Raw genomic sequence first — 17,138 nt, 5'->3', positions numbered from 1 at the left:
GCAAACCGGACATGCACACTTCCCGGATATGTCAGCTGGATCACAGTCGCTCGCCGTGCAGCCGGGCTCGGTGCAGGCCGAGCGCGTGCGGATCGTCGGCTGCGCCTACGACCACGCCGACGACATCGCCGACGACGTGATGGCCAAGATCCGGGAGGAGCTGCCCGGCTACGGCACCGACGACCCCGGTTTCCTCGCCGATGTCCACGACCAGCTGGCCCGGCTGAGCCGCACCGGCCTCGGCGCCCTGCTCGAGCGCAAGCGGGTCACCCCCGCCGATGTCACCTACGCCAGGCAGGCCGCCGCCCGGCGCGCCAGATCGGGACTGCCGCTGGTCGACTACATAGCCGCGTTCCGCCTGGGCCAGCGCGCCATCTGGAAGTCGCTGCTCGCCCACGCGGGCGACAGCGACGCAGGGCGGGAAGCGGTGCTGTCGCTGGCGGGCCCGCTGGCCCGCTACACCGACCTGATCAGCAATCAGGCCACCGACGCCTATCTGGAATTCCAGCAGTACGTGGCCGCCGAATCCGGCCGCGACGGCCGGGCGCTGATGGACGCGCTGCTCGAGGGCACCCTGCCCACCGGTGGGCCGCATCTGTCGGTGGCCACCGCGCACGGCATCGGCGCCGATCGCACCACGCCGCTGCTCGTCGTCACCGCCGTCGTGCTCGAACCGGCCGAAACCCAGGGCGAGACAGCGCGTCTGGTGTCGGCGGCGGCCGCGCGGGTGGGCGTGAACGGGTTGCGCACGCTGTCGGTGGTGCGTGGCGGCGAGATCGTGGCGATTCCGGCGCTCGGCCGCGACGGATCGGCCGAGCAGCTGTGCGAACGGCTGCGCGCGATGCGCGCCGACCTGGCCGCCGAGGGGATCTCACTGGCCATCGGCGTGAGCACCGCCGTCACCGAGGTCGCGCAGATCCCGCGCGCCTACCGGCAGGCCCAGGCCGCGCTCGCGCTGCTGCCCGAGGACGGCGGCGTGCTCGCTTTGCCACAGCTCACCCCGTTCCGCTACCTGCTGCTGCGCGCCGACGACACCACTCGTCAGCTCGTCGACCCCCGCGTCGGCGCCGCGCTGGCCGATGACCGCGCCCGCGGCGGCTCGCTCGCCGAGACCATCCGCGCCTTCGCCGCCGCCGACATGAACCTGCGCGAAGCGGCCGACACCCTGCGCATCCACCTCAACACCGCCAAGTACCGAATCGGGCGCATTCAGGAGCTCACCGGCCGCAACGTGCGCAGCGTCAACGATCTGGTCGAGCTGCTGGTGGCGATCGAACTGCAGACCGGGCAGTCCGGACGGCCGGGCGCGGCTGTTATAAACGACGCATGAGTCTGGATCCCGCCATCGCCGCACGTCTCAAGCGCAACGAGGCGGGTCTGATCGCCGCCGTCGCGCAGGAGAAGTCGACCGGCGACGTGCTGATGATGGCCTGGATGGACGACGAGGCGCTGGCCCGCACCCTCGAAACCCGCAGGGGCACCTACTATTCGCGGTCGCGTCAGCAGTACTGGGTCAAGGGGGAGACCTCGGGCCACACCCAGTACGTGCACGAGGTGCGGCTGGACTGCGACGGCGACACCGTGCTGCTGATCGTCGACCAGGAGGGCGCCGCGTGCCACACCGGCACGCACACCTGCTTCGACACCGACGTGCTGCTGGCCGCGGACTAGCAGTCCTCCGCGGCGAGCACGGCGTTGAGCCGCGTCGAGACCGTTTCCCCGAGGTCGGCCAGCTGGGCGATCTGGTCGGGGTCGAGCGCGTCCAGCACCAGCCTGCGCACCGCGTCGACATAGCCCGGCGTGGCCGCGAGCACCGTCTCGAATCCCGCGTCGGTGAGTACCGCGTTGACCCCGCGCCTGCCCGCGGTGGTGTCGCGGCGCGCCCAGCCGAGTCGTTCCAGCTTGGACACCACATGCGACAGTCGCGATAGCGACGCATTTGCTTTGTGGGCGAGATCACTCAGCTGGAGCCGGTGCCCCGGTTCCTCCGAGAGCAGGCTGAGCACCCGGAACTCGAAGTGTGTCAGCCCGGACTCGCGCTGCAGCCGGGTGTCGAGCGCGCCGGGGATCCGGGCCATGAGCGCGACGATCGCCTGCCAGGCGCGCTGTTCGACGGGATCGAGCCACTGGGTGCTCACCGGCACTGCCTGACGGCCGGACAACAGGGCGGGTGTACTGGGGCGCGCACCGGACCGAGTTTGCCACGACGTCGCTGTGGCGTCCGCGAGATGGCGGTGGTCGTGAGGTCACTCACAGCACCGCCGGGAGAACTATCGCGCGTGCGGCTACTCGGCGGGCGTGATCGGCGGCTCGGGGACCTGCACGGCCTTGGCGGCCTTGCGGCGGTTGAGGCCCCGTTTGCCCATGAGAGCCAGGACCGCCAGGAAGATCACGCCGGCCAGGAGGGCGCCGACGAGGCAGGCGCCGCGGAAGGCGGGCGCGTCGACATCGAGGATGCGCTGACCGGCGTGCGCGGCGTTGTTGCCGCCCAGCACGATGGTCAGCGTCATGAGATTGGGAATCGCCCCGACCAGGGCGATGACGACCGCGGCGCCCGCGATGAACTTGCCGCCCTTGCGTTTCCACATGCGAACGGCCAGCAACAGCAACAGCAGGGGCACCAGGGTGAAGACCAGCCCGTAGACCAGGCCCCACCAGATGCCGGAGGAGAAACTGCCGTGCACCATCGAGCCGATGCGCTGCGCCCACCAGCGCGGAATGAACGACGCGAGAATGAAATAGGCGATCACCAGCACGATCGCCGTGGCGACCGTGATGATCGCCCGATTCCGCCACACGACGGCCGTGGACTTCTGACCGTTCGACTGCACCTCGCCGGTTGTCATGTCCCCAGGGTAGAGGCGGGCACGCCGCCGGGCGCCGATCCGGCGCCCGGCGTTTTCCGGCGCGTGGTGGCTATTCGGTGGCGTTCGCGCGCTCGCGCAGGAAGGCCAGCGCCTCGTCGGCGTGCACGGCGGCGCGCAGCTCACCGGTGACGATCTTCAGGATGGTGCCGTCGGTGTCGATGACGAAGGTGTGCCGCTTGACCGGGGCGAGCTTGCCGAGCAGGCCGCGCTTGACGCCGAAGGCCGCGGCCACCGCGCCGTCGGCGTCGGATAGCACCGGGTACTCGAGCCGCTGCTTGGCGGCGAACCCGGCCTGCACCTCGGCGCTGTCGGTGCTGATGCCGGCACACGAGGCGCCCACCGCGGCGAATTCGGCGCTCAGATCACGGAAGTGGCAGGCCTCGGCCGTGCACACCGGGGTGTTCGCGGCGGGGTAGAAGAACAACACGAGGGGGCCGTCGGCGAGCAAGCTGTCGAGCGTGCGGAGCTGGGCGGACTGGTCGGGGAGCGCGAACTGGGGAGCGCGCTGGCCTGGCTGCATGGTCGCCACCCTAATGACCGTGCCGGTCCGACGAAAGATCCCCGTCCGCCCACGAACGGGGATCTGCTCGGTCGTGCCCGGTGCCGCCCCCGACGGACGACGCCGGGTCAGCGCTGCAGCAGCGCCGCGATCTCGGGGTTGCGGATCTCCATCACGTCGAGGATGCCGTGGACGCGCAACATCGGCTCGAGCTCCCGGATGCGGTCGCGGTGCCCGGCGTACTCGACCGGGAAACGCTTCTCGTCCAGGTCTTCCATGGCCTTGGCGTAGGTGACGAAGGACGTCAGCGCGCTCGCCGCGGACATTTGACCTGGACCGTAGTGCTGCTGCGACGGGGCGACCATCCGGCCGTCCTGTGCGCCCTGGTGCGAGGGGTACAACATTGCTCCTCTCGGAAAGGGGATTACCGCATGCGACATGGAACGCGCGCGAGTGTAGTGATGTCGATCACCCGGTGTGGCGGCGCGGGGGTCGGGCCAGCGCGAGGGTGCCGCGCCGCGCCTGGGATGATGGGGAAATGCAGGGCGCGTCGACACCAACCACCACGACCCGCGACCAGTTCCGGCTGCTCGCCGCCGAACACCGGGTGGTCCCGGTGACCCGAAAGGTGCTGGCGGACTCCGAAACTCCGCTCTCGGCCTACCGGAAGCTGGCCGACGACCGGCCGGGCACCTTCCTGTTCGAGTCCGCCGAGAACGGGCGATCGTGGTCGCGCTGGTCGTTCATCGGCGCGGGCAGTCCGTCGGCGCTCACCGTCGTCGACGGCGAGGCGGCCTGGCTGGGCGCGGTGCCCGCCGACGCCCCGTCCGGCGGCGATCCGCTGCGCGCGCTGCACGAGACCCTCGAGCTCCTGCGCACCGAACGCCTGCCCGGACTGCCCCCGCTGACCGGCGGCCTGGTCGGCTATCTCGGCTACGACGCGGTGCGCCGCATCGAGCGGCTGCCCGAGCTGGCCGACGACGATCTGCAGCTGCCCGAACTGGTGCTCATGCTGGCCACCGATCTGGCCGCGTTCGACCACCACGAGGGCGCGATCACCCTCATCGCCAACGCCGTGAACTGGAACGGCACCGACGAGAACGCCGACGCCGCCTACGACGACGCCGTCGCTCGCCTCGACCGGATGACCGCCGCGCTGGCCGCCCCCGCGCCCTCGACCGTGTCGGTGTTCGACCAGCCGGAGCCGCAGTTCCTGCGCCGCCGCACCACCGAGGAGTTCGGCGCGGGCGTGCGCAGGCTGATCAAGGAGATCGAGGCGGGCGAGGCCTTCCAGGTGGTGCTCTCGCAGCGCTTCGAGATGGACTACAGCGGCTCGCCGCTGGCGGTCTACCGGATGCTGCGCGCCTCCAACCCGAGCCCGTACATGTACCTGATGCACATTCCCGACGGCGACGGCGGCACCGCGTTCTCCATCGTCGGCTCCAGCCCCGAATCGCTGGTCACCGTCAAGGACGGCATCGCCACGACGCACCCGATCGCGGGCACCCGCTGGCGCGGGCAGAGCGCCGAGGACGACATCCTGCTCGAGAAGGACCTGCTGGCCGACGAGAAGGAGAACGCCGAGCACCTGATGCTCGTCGACCTCGGGCGCAACGATCTGGGCCGGGTGTGCCGCCCCGGCACCGTGCGGGTGACCCAGTACCGCCACGTCGAGCGCTACAGCCACGTGATGCACCTGGTCTCCACGGTGTCCGGTCAGCTCGCCGAGGGCAAGATCGCGCTCGACGCCGTGCAGGCCTGCTTCCCGGCGGGCACGCTCTCCGGCGCGCCGAAGGTGCGGGCGATGGAACTCATCGAGGAGCTGGAGCCGACCCGGCGCGGCATCTACGGCGGCGTGGTCGGCTACCTCGACTTCGCCGGTGACGCCGACACCGCCATCGCGATCCGCACCGCGCTGCTCAAGGACGGCACCGCCTACGTGCAGGCCGGTGCCGGCGTGGTCGCCGATTCCGACCCGGTCTACGAGGACACCGAGGCCCGCAACAAGGCCATGGCGGTGCTCAAGGCGATCGCGGCCGCGCAGACCCTGCGGACCTACGAGGGCGGCGGCGAGTGAGCGAGGAAGCCGCCGCGACACCGTCCCCCGCACCGGCGCCCGTGCGGGCCGCCAAGCCGGTCGTCCCGGTGGCACTGCTCGCGCTGGCCGCGGCGGGCCTGTGGGCGTCCTCGCGGATGACCTGGGTGACCGTGCACTCCGCCGACGGCCTCACCGAACCGCGCACCGACGACCTCGACGGCGCCACCTGGTTCGGCGCGCTCACCCCGCTGGCGCTGGTGCTGGTCGCCGCGATCGCGGCGGTGTTCGCGGTCAAGGGCGTGCTGCGGCAGCTGCTCGGGGTGGTGATCGCGGTGGTGGCCGCGGTCGCCGCGGTGCCCGGCTTCGCGCTGGCCGCCGGGGCGGGCCGGACCGAGGAGCGCGCGGGCACCCTGGCCGAGCTGCCGGTGCGCGCGGTCGTCAGCGGCGCCGACGTGCACCTGGCGCCCGCGATCCTGTCGATCGTGGCGGCGGCCTGCGCGCTGATCGCCGGGGTGCTGCTGACCCGCAGACCCGAGGAGAGCGCGCAGCTGTCCGGCAAATACGACAACCCGGTGTTCCGGCGCGCCGACGCCAGCGCGCAGGTGAGCAAGCAGCGCGACGAGACCGGAACCGCAGCGCCGCTGTCGGACCGGGTCCTGTGGGACGCGCTCGACGCGGGCACCGACCCGACCGACACCCCCGAGGAGCCCGGCGACGACGGCACGTCGCCCGGGCGCACGCCGTGACCCGCCGCAGCTCCACCGTGGTGGCCCCGGCCCGCCGGGCGGCAGTGACGCCCGGCACCCCCGCCGCAGTGACACGGGCGGCGGCCATTTATTCTTGTCCAGCATCGGTGAGACAGCGCCTGAGGGGACTCTCAGGTGAGAAGTTCGTCTCCCCAGAAAGGATTCGAGCCAGATGACGGTACTCGACTCGATTCTCGACGGGGTTCGGGCGGATGTTGCCGCTCGCGAAGCCCTCCTCGATTTTCAGGCGATCAAAGCCGCAGCGGCAGCCGCCAAGGCGCCGCTGAACGCGGCCGCCGCGTTGCACGAGGACGGGATCGGTGTCATCGCCGAGGTGAAGCGTGCCAGCCCCTCCAAGGGCGCGCTGGCCGACATCCCGGACCCCGCCGTCCTGGCCAAGGCCTACGAAGACGGTGGCGCCCGCATCATCAGCGTGCTCACCGAGGGCCGCCGCTTCGGCGGCTCGCTCGACGACCTCGACGCGGTCCGCGCGGCCGTGAACATCCCGGTCCTGCGCAAGGACTTCGTCGTCGGCCCGTACCAGATCCACGAGGCCCGCGCGCACGGCGCCGACGTGATCCTGCTGATCGTGGCGGCGCTCGAACAGGACGTGCTGTCCTCGCTGATCGACCGCACCGAATCACTGGGCATGACCGCTCTCGTGGAAGTGCACACCGAGGAAGAGGCCGATCGCGCGCTGGAAGCGGGCGCGTCGGTGATCGGCGTCAACGCCCGCAACCTCAAGACCCTCGAGGTCGACCGCGACGTGTTCGCGCGGATCGCGCCCGGCCTGCCCTCGGAGGTCATCCGGGTGGCCGAGTCCGGTATCCGCGGCACCGCCGACCTGCTGGCCTACGCCGGCGCGGGCGCCGACGCGGTGCTCGTCGGCGAGGGCCTGGTGACCAGCGGCAACCCGCGTGCCGCGGTGTCGGAGCTGGTGACCGCCGGTACCCACCCGTCCTGCCCGAAGCCGGCCCGGCGGAGCATCCGGTGAGCGCCCTGCCCCAGGCCAGCGCCGGCGTCGCCCAGCACAGCGACTACGAGCCCGACGCGGGCGGCCACTTCGGCGTCTACGGCGGACGGCACGTCCCCGAGGCGCTGATGGCGGTGATCGAGGAGGTCACCGCCGAGTACGACAAGGTCCGCACCGACCACGGCTTCCTCGACGAACTCGACCGGCTGCAGCGCGACTACACCGGCCGCCCGTCCCCGGTCTTCGAGTGCGCCAACCTGGCCGAACACGCCGGGGGAGCGCGGATCTTCCTCAAGCGCGAGGACCTCAACCACACCGGCTCGCACAAGATCAACAACGTGCTCGGGCAGGCGCTGCTGGCCAAGCGGATGGGCAAGACCCGCGTCATCGCCGAGACCGGCGCCGGTCAGCACGGCGTCGCCACCGCGACCGCGTGCGCGCTGCTCGGCCTGGACTGCGTCATCTACATGGGCGCCGTCGACACCGCCCGCCAGGCGCTGAACGTGGCCAGGATGCGGCTGCTCGGCGCCGAGGTCGTCTCGGTGACCACCGGCTCGCAGACCCTCAAGGACGCCATCAACGAGGCGCTGCGCGACTGGGTCTCGAACGCCGACGACACCTACTACTGCTTCGGCACCGCCGCGGGCCCGCACCCGTTCCCGCTGATGGTGCGCGATTTCCAGCGCATCATCGGGATCGAGGCGCGCGAGCAGATCACCGAGCGCGCGGGCAGGCTGCCCGACGCGGTCGTGGCCTGCGTCGGCGGCGGCTCCAACGCCATCGGCATCTTCCACGCCTTCATCCCCGACGCGGGTGTCCGGCTGATCGGCTACGAGGCGGCCGGTGACGGCGTCGAGACCGGACGGCACGCGGCCACCTTCACCGGCGGCACCCCCGGCGCCTTCCAGGGCGCGTACTCGTACCTGCTCCAGGACGAGGACGGCCAGACCATCGAATCGCATTCGATCTCGGCCGGCCTCGACTACCCGGGCGTCGGCCCCGAGCACGCCCACCTCAAGGACATCGGCCGCGCCGAATACGCGCCGATCACCGACACCGAGGCGATGGACGCGCTGCTGCTGCTGTCGCGCTCGGAGGGCATCATCCCGGCGATCGAGTCCGCGCACGCGGTGGCCGGCGCGCTGAAGCTGGGCAAGGAGCTCGGCGCGGGCGCGATCATCCTGGTCAACCTGTCCGGTCGCGGCGACAAGGACATGGACACCGCGGGCCGCTGGTTCGGCCTGTTCGACGACGACGCCGAGGAGCACGCGCAGTGAGTCAGCAGTCTCGTCTCGCGAACACGTTCGCGGCGGCGCGCGGCGAGGGCAGGGCCGCCCTGATCGGCTACCTGCCCGCGGGCTATCCCGACCTGGCCGGGTCGATCGAGGTCTGCCGGACCATGGTCGACGCGGGCTGCGACATCATCGAGGTCGGCGTCGCCTACTCCGATCCGGTGATGGACGGCCCGACCATCCAGGCCGCCGCCGAGCAGGCGCTGCGCGGCGGCGTGCGGGTGCGCGACGTGTTCTCCGTCGTCGAGGCGATCACCGCCGCCGGCGGGCAGGCCGTGGTGATGAGCTACTGGAACCCGGTGCTCAAGTACGGCGTCGACACCTTCGCCCGCGACCTGGCCGCGGCCGGTGGCGCCGGGATCATCACGCCCAACCTGATCCCCGACGAGGCCGACGACTGGTTCGTCGCCTCGGCCACGCACAACCTGGACCGCATCTTCCTCGTCGCGCCGTCCTCCACCGAGGAACGCCTGGTGAAGACGCTCGAGGCCTCGCGCGGATTCATCTACGCCGCCTCCACCATGGGCGTCACCGGCGCGCGCGACGCGGTCTCCTCGGCCGCCCCGGCGCTGTGTGCCCGCATCCGCGCGCACTCCGACATCCCGATCGGCGTCGGCCTCGGTGTCCGCTCGGGCGCCCAGGCCGCCGAGATCGCCGCCTACGCCGACGGCGTGATCGTCGGCTCGGCCCTGGTCACGGCCGCCGCCGAGGGCCTGGACGCGGTGCGCGCGCTGACCTCGGAGCTCGCCGAGGGCGTGCGCTCGGCGACCGTCCGCTCCTAGTCGCGCCGCGAGCCCGTCCCGCCGACAAGCGGGGCGGGCTCTCCGCTGTCACCGTCCCGGCATCCGCCGTCAGGGTCGCGGCCACGCGGCCGTAAGCCCGTCCACTAGCCTGGTGGCCGTGAACTCAGTCCTGGCCTACATTCCGAGTCCGCCGCAGGGCGTCTGGCAGCTCGGACCCTTCCCGCTGCGGGCGTACGCGCTGTTCATCATCCTCGGCATCGTCGTCGCCATCTGGTGGGGCGAACGCCGGTGGCAACAGCGCGGCGGCAAGCCGGGCGCGGTCCTCGACGTCGCCATGTTCGCCGTGCCGTTCGGCCTGGTGGGCGGGCGGCTTTACCACGTGGCCACCGACTGGCAGAAGTACTTCGGCCCCGGCAAGCATCCGATCGAGGCGCTCTACATCTGGCAGGGCGGCCTCGGCATCTGGGGCGCGGTGTTCCTCGGCGGCGTCGGCGCCTGGATCGGCTGCCGGATCTACAAGATCCCGCTGCCCGCGCTCGGCGACGCCATCGCGCCCGCCGTGCTGCTCGCGCAGGCGATCGGCCGCCTCGGCAACTACTTCAACCAGGAGCTCTACGGCCGCACCACCGAGGTCCCCTGGGGTCTCGAGATCTACGAGCGCTTCGACGCCGAGACCGGCGCGCGCGACATGATGAACGGCGTCTCCACCGGCCGGGTGCTCGAGGTCGTGCACCCCACGTTCCTCTACGAGCTGGTCTGGAACGTGCTGGTGGTGATCCTGCTGGTGCAGCTGGACAAGCGCTTCAAGATCGGCCACGGCCGCCTGTTCGCGCTCTACGTGGCCGGCTACAGCTTCGGCCGGTTCTTCGTCGAGCTGATGCGCAGCGACGAGGCCACCCACATCCTCGGCATCCGGATCAACTCCTTCACCTCGGCCATCGTCTTCCTGTGCGCGATGGCGTATTTCGCGCTGGCTACCAAGGGCCGCGAGACCCCCGCCCAGCTGCAGCCCGACGGCGAACCGCGCCCGTGGCCGTGGCAGTTCTCGGCGCTGCGCGCCGCCGGTGCGGCCGACAACGCCGCGGCGGCCGAACCCGCCGCCACGCAGGCGGATTCGACGGACGAAGCCGCCGCCGAACCCGCCGAGAGCGATTCCGCGACGGCGTCGGCCGGTTCCGCGGACGAGGCACCGGGCACGGGTGAGGACGAGGCCGTCAGCGAGGCCGAGTCCGGCGACAAGGACGACGCCGCCACGGTACTGAAGAAGTCCTGACCACCACGGGGTGGCGAAATCGGCGGGCGTCGGGCAACATTCCCGACGCCCGTCGCGATAAATCGAGTGAGTGTCGCGCGCTGTCGGTGCGCCGGGGGCCACGACGGGTACCCGCACGAATGATGGAGGACATGAGTGACCGACCCCTACAACCCCAACCCGCAGTACGGCCCTGACCTGAACAAGCCGCAGGACTCCGGTTCGCAGCCCCAGTACGGTCAGCCCGCGTACGGTCAGCCCTCGGACCCGTACGCGCAGCAGCCGGGCTACGGCCAGCAGCCCGGGTACGGTCAGCCGCAGTACGGCCAGCCGCAGCCGCAGTACGGCCAGCCCGCCGACCCGTACGGTCAGCCGCAGCCCGCCTACGGCGCCGCGCCCTACGGTGCCATGCCGCAGGGCTACAACCCGGCCGACCCGGAAGCGCCGTACGGCCGCGACATGTACGGCGTGCCGTTCTCGGACAAGCAGAAGCTGATGGCCGGCCTGCTGGAGATCTTCCTCGGCAGCTTCGGTGTCGGCCGCTTCTACCTCGGCTACACCGGCCTCGGCATCGCCCAGATCGCGGTGGTCTGGCTGACCTGTGGCATCGGCGCCATCTGGCCGCTGATCGACGGCATCATGATGCTCACCGGCAAGGTGCCCGACGCGCAGGGCCGTCCGCTGCGCGACTGATCGTCCACACGCCTGTCACGGGTGTCCCGCCGGGTAGCGGGGCACCCGTTTCGCGTTTCCCCACCGGAATTGCGATCACGATGAGCGATACTCTGTGTCGGTCTGCCGCGGCGCCGTAGCGTCGCGTGGCCTGCGCGTGCCCGATACGCGCAGCGGAGAAAGGGATGGAACGTGCGCAAACTGCTTGCCGCCGCCGTACTCGCTGTCGTCGCCGCGACGGGCCTGTCGGCCTGCTCGTCCGCCGACGACCCGAACGTGCTGAAGGTCGGCACCGAGGGCACGTACGCGCCGTTCAGCTACCAGGACAACGGCACCCTCACCGGCTACGACGTCGAGGTCGCGCAGGCCGTCGGCGAGAAGCTCGGCAAGCGGGTGGAATTCGTGCAGACCCCGTGGGATTCGATCTTCGCCGGCCTCGAGTCCCAGCGGTTCGACCTGGTCGCCAACCAGGTGACCGTCAATCCCGAACGCACCGCGAAGTACTCGCTGTCGCAGCCGTACACGACCTCCGAGGGCGTGATCGTCACCAAGTCCGACAACACCACCATCACCACGCTGGCCGACCTCGCGGGCAAGACCACCGCCCAGTCGGCGACCAGCAACTGGGGCCAGGTCGCCAAGGACGCGGGCGCGAAGGTGGAAGCGGTCGAAGGCTTCGTGCAAGCGGTGCAGTTGCTGAAGTCCGGCCGGGTCGACGCCACCGTCAACGACACGCTCGCCGTCGGTGAGTACACCAAGAAGACCGGCGACACCGGCATCAAGATCGCCGGCAAGACCGGCGAGACCAGCAAGCAGGCCTTCGCCGCGCGCAAGGACGACGCCGCGCTCATCGCCGACATCGACAAGGCGCTCGAGCAGCTGCGCGCCGACGGCACCCTGGCCCGGCTGTCGGAGAAGTACTTCGGCACCGACGTCAGCAAATAGCGGATGGATGCCGCGACCAGGGAGCTGATCTGGCACAACCTGTGGCCGATGCTGAAGGCCACCGTCACCGCGACGCTGCCGCTGACGGCGATCAGCTTCGTCATCGGCCTGGCGATCGCGGTGGGCGTCGCGCTGGCGCGGATGTCGGCGAAGCGGGTGCTGTCGGCGCCCGCCCGCTTCTACATCTCGATCATCCGCGGCACGCCGCTGCTGGTGCAGCTGTTCATCGTGTTCTACGCGCTGCCGCAGTTCGGGATCGTCATCGACCCGTTCCCGGCGGCGGTGATCGCGTTCAGCCTCAATGTCGGTGGATACGCGGCCGAGGTGGTGCGCTCGGCGATCCTGAGCGTCGCCCACGGGCAGTGGGAGGCCGCGGCATCGCTGGGCATGACCTATCCGCAGACGCTCTGGTACGTGGTGTTCCCGCAGGCCGCGCGGATCGCGGTGCCGCCGCTGTCGAACACGCTCATCTCGCTGGTCAAGGACACCTCGCTGGCCTCGACCATCCTGGTCACCGAGTTGCTGCGCACCGCCCAGCTGGCGGCCGCGCCCACCTTCGACTTCTTCGCCCTCTACGGCGTCGCCGCCCTGTACTACTGGGTGATCTGCCTGATCCTCGGCGTCGGCCAGACGCGCCTGGAGACCCGGCTGTCGAAGCACGTCGCCGTTCGGTGACAACGGATTTCGTGAACACCTGGGTAACTCGCCGGGAACGCCCGGCCCGTGTCCCGTCGATATCCGCCGGTCCGGTCGAGTAGGGGCCTTACACCCCCCGCCCGGCGAAGTACGCGGAGCGGCGGGACAGTACTAGGCTTGCTGTCGTGATGCGACGGACGAAGATTGTGTGCACCCTCGGGCCGGCCACTGCCACCCAGGACCGTATTCGGGAACTCGTCGAAAGCGGCATGGATGTGGCCCGGCTGAACTTCAGCCACGGCGAGCATGCCGACCACGCCGACAACTACAAGATGGTCCGCGCGGCCTCGGACGAGACCGGCCGCGCGGTCGGCATCCTCGCCGATCTGCAGGGCCCCAAGATCCGGCTCGGCCGGTTCACCGAGGGCCGCACCACCTGGGCCAACGGCGAGCAGGTGCGGATCACGGTCGACGAGGTCGACGGTACCCACGACCGCGTCTCGACCACCTACAAGCAGCTCGCGCAGGACGCCAAGGCGGGCGACCGTCTGCTCGTCGACGACGGCAAGGTCGGCCTGACGGTCGAGAGCATCGACGGCAACGACGTCGTCTGCCGGGTCACCGAGGGCGGCCCGGTGAGCAACAACAAGGGCCTGTCGCTGCCCGGCATGGACGTGTCGGTGCCCGCCCTGTCCGAGAAGGACATCGAGGACCTCGAATTCGCGCTGAAGCTGGGCGTGGACTTCATCGCGCTGTCGTTCGTGCGTTCGCCCTCCGACATCGAACTCGTGCACGACATCATGGACAAGGTCGGCCGCCGGGTGCCGGTCATCGCCAAGCTGGAGAAGCCGGAGGCGATCGACAACCTCGAGGCGATCGTGCTCGCCTTCGACGCGGTGATGGTCGCCCGCGGCGATCTCGGTGTCGAGCTGCCGCTCGAGCAGGTGCCGCTGGTGCAGAAGCGGGCCATCCAGATGGCGCGCGAGAACGCCAAGCCGGTCATCGTCGCCACCCAGATGCTGGAGTCGATGATCGAGAACTCGCGCCCGACCCGCGCGGAGGCCTCCGACGTCGCCAACGCGGTGCTCGACGGCGCCGACGCGGTGATGCTGTCCGGTGAGACCTCGGTCGGCGCGTGGCCGATCGACGCGGTGCGCACGATGGCCCGCATCGTCACCGCCGTGGAGTCCGAGACGAACCGGGTGCCTCCGCTGACCCACGTCCCGCGCACCAAGCGCGGCGTGATCTCCTACGCCGCCCGCGACATCGGCGAGCGCCTCAACGCCAAGGCGCTGGTGGCCTTCACCCAGTCCGGTGACACCGTGCGCCGGCTGGCGCGGCTGCACACCCCGCTGCCGCTGCTGGCCTTCACCCCGCTCCCGGAGGTGCGCAGCCAGCTGACCCTCACCTGGGGCACCGAGACCTTCATCGTGCCGATGGTGGAGACCACCGACGCGATGATCCATCAGGTCGATCAGGCGCTGCTGTCGCTGGATCGGTACCGCAAGGGTGACCTGGTGGTCATCGTGGCCGGTTCCCCGCCGGGTACCGTCGGTTCCACCAACCTGATCCACGTGCATCGCATCGGCGAGGAGGACCACTAGTCGTGAGTAGTTCGGCGGGCGGATCGATCGAGGTCGATACCGTGTCAGGGCAGCAGTCACCCGATCTGCGGGTGCTGCTCGACCTGCTCGATCTCGAATCGGTCGGCGAGGACGTCTTCGTCGGCAACCATCCCGAGAAGGTGTGGAGCCGCACCTTCGGCGGGCAGTTGGTGTCGCAGGCGATCGTCGCCGCGGGTCGCACCGCCGGAGAACGGCCGCTGCACGCGATCAACGCGCACTTCGTGCGCGGCGGTGACGTGAAGAAGCCGATCGAATACCACGTGGAGCGGCACCGTGACGGTCGGGCGCTGGCCAACCGCACGGTGACCGCCAGCCAGGACGGCCAGGAGCTGTTCGTCATGCTGGCGGCGTTCCAGGACTGGGGCAAGGGCCTCGAGCACGCGCACGAGGGCCCCCAGGTGCCCGATCCGGAGACGCTGCCGCGGATCGAGGAGAGCTTCGCCGGCTTCGAGGACAAGCTGGAGATGTTCATCAACGCGCCGCACCCGATCGACATGCGCTACACCAACGATCCGGCGTGGATCCTCAAGGGCACCGGCGAGAAGCTCAACCACAATCGTGTGTGGATGCGTACCGACGGCACCCTGCCCGACGATCCGCTGCTGCACGTGGCCGCGCTCGGCTACTCCTCCGACACCACCGTGCTCGATTCGATCATCACCACGCACGGTTTGTCGTGGGGCCTGGACCGGATCCTCGCGGCGACGGTGAACCATTCGATCTGGTTCCACCGGCCGTTCCGCTTCGACGACTGGACGCTGTACGCGACCGAGTCGCCGGTGGCCGCGGGTTCGCGCGGGCTGGCGACCGGCCGGTTCTATTCGCGCAGCGGCGAATTGCTCGCGACCACCGTCCAGGAAGGCGTCATCCGGCACTTCCCGGCTCGCTGATCCCGGCGCTTCGGCGCCGGGGAGTCAGTGGTGCTCGTGGTCGAGTTCGAGTTCCAGGTCGGTGCGCTGATGGGCGCGCAGCCGGAACGGGACGGCGTGGCTGGCCGCGCCGTACACCGCCAGCACCAGGCCGTGCTCGAGGTCGGCGATCTCGTCGTCGGTAAGGTCGACCGGATCGCCGACCAGGCTGAGCGCGATCTCGAAGGTGGCCTCTGTGCTCGGTTCGGTGCCGGGATGCGTGGCGCGCCACTGTGATTCGAGGTCCAGGTGGACCGGATCGGCGGCCTCGGTGGGCAGGGTGAACCGCCACGCGAAGACGTCGCGGTCCTGCAGATGGTCGTCGAGCACCCGCCGGACGCTGGCGACGACACGGTCGCGGGTTTCCGGGGTCACGTACACATGGAGCGAAACATCCGAAATGCGTTTCGGCAAGTCTCTCGTCCTGTCGTGTGTCGAACCAGCAAGGGAAGCAACATGTCCGCGCCGAAGTGTATCGCCGCGCGGCCGTGGCGAACAGGGCTTGGGTTCAGCGCCGCCGCTGGGCGGCCAGAAACGCCGACAGCGGGCGCGCCGGAGCCGGTTCGATGACCAGGCCGGGTCCGTCGTCGTTGAGCTTGGTCTGCTCGTGTGGGGCCAGCGCGGCGAGCAGTGGGAACAGCAGCTCGGCGATGCGGTCGCCGACCTCGAGGAAGGCGTCGGCGGACAGCCCGATCGGGTCGGCGATGTTCTCCCGGCCGACGTAGGCCAGGTTGTTGCGTGCCTGGTGCAGCGCGGCAATGGATTTCGCACCGGTGACCCGGGCGATGCGGTGCGCCTCGATGAGGGTGAAGGTCCGCGGCGCGGCGCCGAAGGCGAGTTCGGCGACCTGATCGCGCAGGGACTCGGTCATGGCGAGCACCAGATCGGCGCGATCGACCATTTCCGGCTTCAGCTTGCGCGCCGTGAAACCGGTGGTGTCGCCGCCGAGTCCCGCGATGGTCTCCGCGGCCAGCGGTTCCGGGGGAAAGCCGACCAGCGCACGCGTGCCCGCACTCTCGGCGGTGAGGCCCGGCAACCCGTTGTCCGCCGCGAACGCCCGGGTGAGCCGTTCGGCGATCACCGAGCGGCAGACATTGGAGTTGCAGACGAACAGCACGTGCATACCGACACCGTAATCGGGTCGATTGTCGCGCAATAGGCCTTGCTTGGAACGATCACAGGCGCGGTGCTACTTATTCACCTCTCGGTTGAATGCCGTACATGAATCACAACGAGGAAATCCGTTGTGCGTGACCGTGATACCCGCGAGATAGGAATGGAAACCTCTTCGCGTTCTGTGTCCATTGTCACTCATTCGCGGCGTAATAATTCGATTCGGTAATAACTGCGGGCACTCGCCGTGTGCGGACCTCGGGTGGAGGCCGTCCGGCCCACGTGCGGATGTGGCCGGGCGAGGTGGCGGCGGCCCGCCTGTGAGGTCTGTCGTCGCGGACCGAGTCGATTCCGCCGGGGCCGGAAATCGCGCTCGCCCCGGAAACGGTGCCGCCGTCATCGCGCGGAATTGCGGGCCATTCTCGGAGCGGTATCGGCGGCCGGGGTGATCGAGACCTCTCGGGTACCGGCGCGCACCCTGCGGGGACGGCATGGACCGGGGCCTGTTCGTCGTGCCGCGACAGCCCGTCGGGGGCGGGGTGCGGGGGTGCCGGAGCCGTGGCCCGGAGCCGGGCGGTCGCCGCAGGCCGGGCGGTTCGCTTCGCGGCGCGCCGAGACGCTATAGTGACCGCGGTGCGCCGGGTTGGCGGAACTGGCAGACGCGACGGTCTCAAAAACCGTTGTCCGAAAGGACGTGTGGGTTCGAGTCCCACACTCGGCACCACGGCGGTGGGGCGGCCACGGGGGCGCGCCGCGGGGGGGGTTAGGTGGCGGGGGGTGGGCGCCAAGGTCTTGTCGGGTTGAACCGCGGGGAGGGAAATTTGTATCT

Annotated in this window: 19 protein-coding genes and 1 tRNA gene; 14 read left to right on the top strand and 6 right to left on the bottom strand. The window is 70.3% G+C overall.

Translation table 11 applies throughout. The features are described 5' to 3' along the window. Positions 1-28: 28 nt before the first annotated feature. A complete protein-coding gene (locus tag AB0H56_RS29840; protein WP_357169449.1) occupies positions 29-1,330 on the top strand; it encodes a helix-turn-helix domain-containing protein in 1,302 nt (433 codons plus the stop codon). Continuing rightward, positions 1,327-1,671, top strand: a complete 345-nt coding sequence (gene hisI / locus AB0H56_RS29835; RefSeq protein WP_357169446.1) for a phosphoribosyl-AMP cyclohydrolase — start codon at positions 1,327-1,329, stop codon at positions 1,669-1,671. Before AB0H56_RS29840 ends, hisI begins: the two co-directional genes overlap by 4 nt. On the opposite strand, the gene AB0H56_RS29830 is transcribed toward hisI, so the two are convergent. The 4 genes from AB0H56_RS29830 to AB0H56_RS29815 all read right to left on the bottom strand — a co-directional run bounded on the left by AB0H56_RS29830 (position 1,668) and on the right by AB0H56_RS29815 (position 3,770). Next, on the bottom strand, positions 1,668-2,078 hold the full coding sequence (locus AB0H56_RS29830) for a MarR family transcriptional regulator (RefSeq protein ID WP_357169625.1): 411 nt from the start codon (positions 2,076-2,078) through the stop codon (positions 1,668-1,670). The genes hisI and AB0H56_RS29830 overlap by 4 nt on opposite strands. Positions 2,079-2,285: 207 nt before the next feature. Then, positions 2,286-2,846, bottom strand: coding sequence for a permease (locus tag AB0H56_RS29825; protein WP_280221105.1), 561 nt, complete (start codon positions 2,844-2,846; stop codon positions 2,286-2,288). 70 nt (positions 2,847-2,916) lie between these two features. Further along, positions 2,917-3,387: a peroxiredoxin gene (locus tag AB0H56_RS29820; protein ID WP_110040543.1), complete on the bottom strand. Its 471-nt coding sequence runs from the start codon at positions 3,385-3,387 to the stop codon at positions 2,917-2,919. Between the two features lie 107 nt (positions 3,388-3,494). Next, entirely contained in the window at positions 3,495-3,770 is a 276-nt protein-coding gene (locus AB0H56_RS29815) for a hypothetical protein (RefSeq protein ID WP_110040400.1), read from the bottom strand. 134 nt (positions 3,771-3,904) lie between these two features. Between AB0H56_RS29815 and AB0H56_RS29810 the strand changes: the two genes are divergently transcribed. The 11 genes from AB0H56_RS29810 to AB0H56_RS29760 all read left to right on the top strand — a co-directional run bounded on the left by AB0H56_RS29810 (position 3,905) and on the right by AB0H56_RS29760 (position 15,178). Then, entirely contained in the window at positions 3,905-5,443 is a 1,539-nt protein-coding gene (locus AB0H56_RS29810; protein ID WP_357169441.1) for an anthranilate synthase component I, read from the top strand. Beyond that, positions 5,440-6,150 carry a TIGR02234 family membrane protein gene (locus AB0H56_RS29805; protein WP_357169438.1) on the top strand — a complete coding sequence of 237 codons (711 nt, stop codon included), beginning with the start codon at positions 5,440-5,442 and terminating at the stop codon, positions 6,148-6,150. The genes AB0H56_RS29810 and AB0H56_RS29805 overlap by 4 nt, the downstream gene beginning before the upstream one ends. 172 nt (positions 6,151-6,322) lie before the next feature. After that, positions 6,323-7,144 carry an indole-3-glycerol phosphate synthase TrpC gene (gene trpC, locus AB0H56_RS29800; protein ID WP_110040403.1) on the top strand — a complete coding sequence of 274 codons (822 nt, stop codon included), beginning with the start codon at positions 6,323-6,325 and terminating at the stop codon, positions 7,142-7,144. Next, entirely contained in the window at positions 7,141-8,400 is a 1,260-nt protein-coding gene (gene trpB, locus AB0H56_RS29795; protein WP_357169435.1) for a tryptophan synthase subunit beta, read from the top strand. The genes trpC and trpB overlap by 4 nt, the downstream gene beginning before the upstream one ends. Continuing rightward, positions 8,397-9,197 (top strand): tryptophan synthase subunit alpha, encoded by an 801-nt coding sequence (gene trpA / locus AB0H56_RS29790; RefSeq protein ID WP_357169432.1) that lies wholly within the window; start codon positions 8,397-8,399, stop codon positions 9,195-9,197. The genes trpB and trpA overlap by 4 nt, the downstream gene beginning before the upstream one ends. Positions 9,198-9,306: 109 nt before the next feature. Continuing rightward, positions 9,307-10,431: a prolipoprotein diacylglyceryl transferase gene (lgt, locus tag AB0H56_RS29785; RefSeq protein WP_357169622.1), complete on the top strand. Its 1,125-nt coding sequence runs from the start codon at positions 9,307-9,309 to the stop codon at positions 10,429-10,431. 135 nt (positions 10,432-10,566) lie between these two features. After that, a complete protein-coding gene (locus AB0H56_RS29780; RefSeq protein WP_280217108.1) occupies positions 10,567-11,103 on the top strand; it encodes a TM2 domain-containing protein in 537 nt (178 codons plus the stop codon). 171 nt (positions 11,104-11,274) lie between these two features. Beyond that, positions 11,275-12,027, top strand: a complete 753-nt coding sequence (locus AB0H56_RS29775) for an amino acid ABC transporter substrate-binding protein (protein ID WP_357169429.1) — start codon at positions 11,275-11,277, stop codon at positions 12,025-12,027. A gap of 3 nt (positions 12,028-12,030) precedes the next feature. After that, positions 12,031-12,702, top strand: a complete 672-nt coding sequence (locus AB0H56_RS29770) for an amino acid ABC transporter permease (RefSeq protein WP_357169426.1) — start codon at positions 12,031-12,033, stop codon at positions 12,700-12,702. A 146-nt stretch (positions 12,703-12,848) separates the two neighbouring features. Continuing rightward, entirely contained in the window at positions 12,849-14,267 is a 1,419-nt protein-coding gene (gene pyk, locus AB0H56_RS29765) for a pyruvate kinase (protein ID WP_110040408.1), read from the top strand. A 41-nt stretch (positions 14,268-14,308) separates the two neighbouring features. Further along, complete coding sequence (locus tag AB0H56_RS29760; RefSeq protein ID WP_357169620.1) at positions 14,309-15,178, top strand: acyl-CoA thioesterase II; 870 nt, start codon at positions 14,309-14,311, stop codon at positions 15,176-15,178. A gap of 24 nt (positions 15,179-15,202) precedes the next feature. Here AB0H56_RS29760 and AB0H56_RS29755 read toward each other — a convergent pair whose 3' ends face one another. Beyond that, entirely contained in the window at positions 15,203-15,571 is a 369-nt protein-coding gene (locus tag AB0H56_RS29755) for a hypothetical protein (RefSeq protein ID WP_357169423.1), read from the bottom strand. Positions 15,572-15,704: 133 nt separating this feature from the next. After that, positions 15,705-16,319 carry a low molecular weight phosphatase family protein gene (locus tag AB0H56_RS29750; protein ID WP_357169420.1) on the bottom strand — a complete coding sequence of 205 codons (615 nt, stop codon included), beginning with the start codon at positions 16,317-16,319 and terminating at the stop codon, positions 15,705-15,707. Between the two features lie 627 nt (positions 16,320-16,946). Between AB0H56_RS29750 and AB0H56_RS29745 the strand changes: the two genes are divergently transcribed. Continuing rightward, a tRNA-Leu gene (locus tag AB0H56_RS29745) sits at positions 16,947-17,033 on the top strand. Positions 17,034-17,138 lie beyond the last annotated feature (105 nt).

The organism is Nocardia sp. NPDC050717 (genome assembly GCF_040654275.1).
GTDB lineage: Bacteria > Actinomycetota > Actinomycetes > Mycobacteriales > Mycobacteriaceae > Nocardia.
Note: the sequence above shows the minus strand (reverse complement) of the source record. Positions and strands in the feature narration are given on the sequence as shown.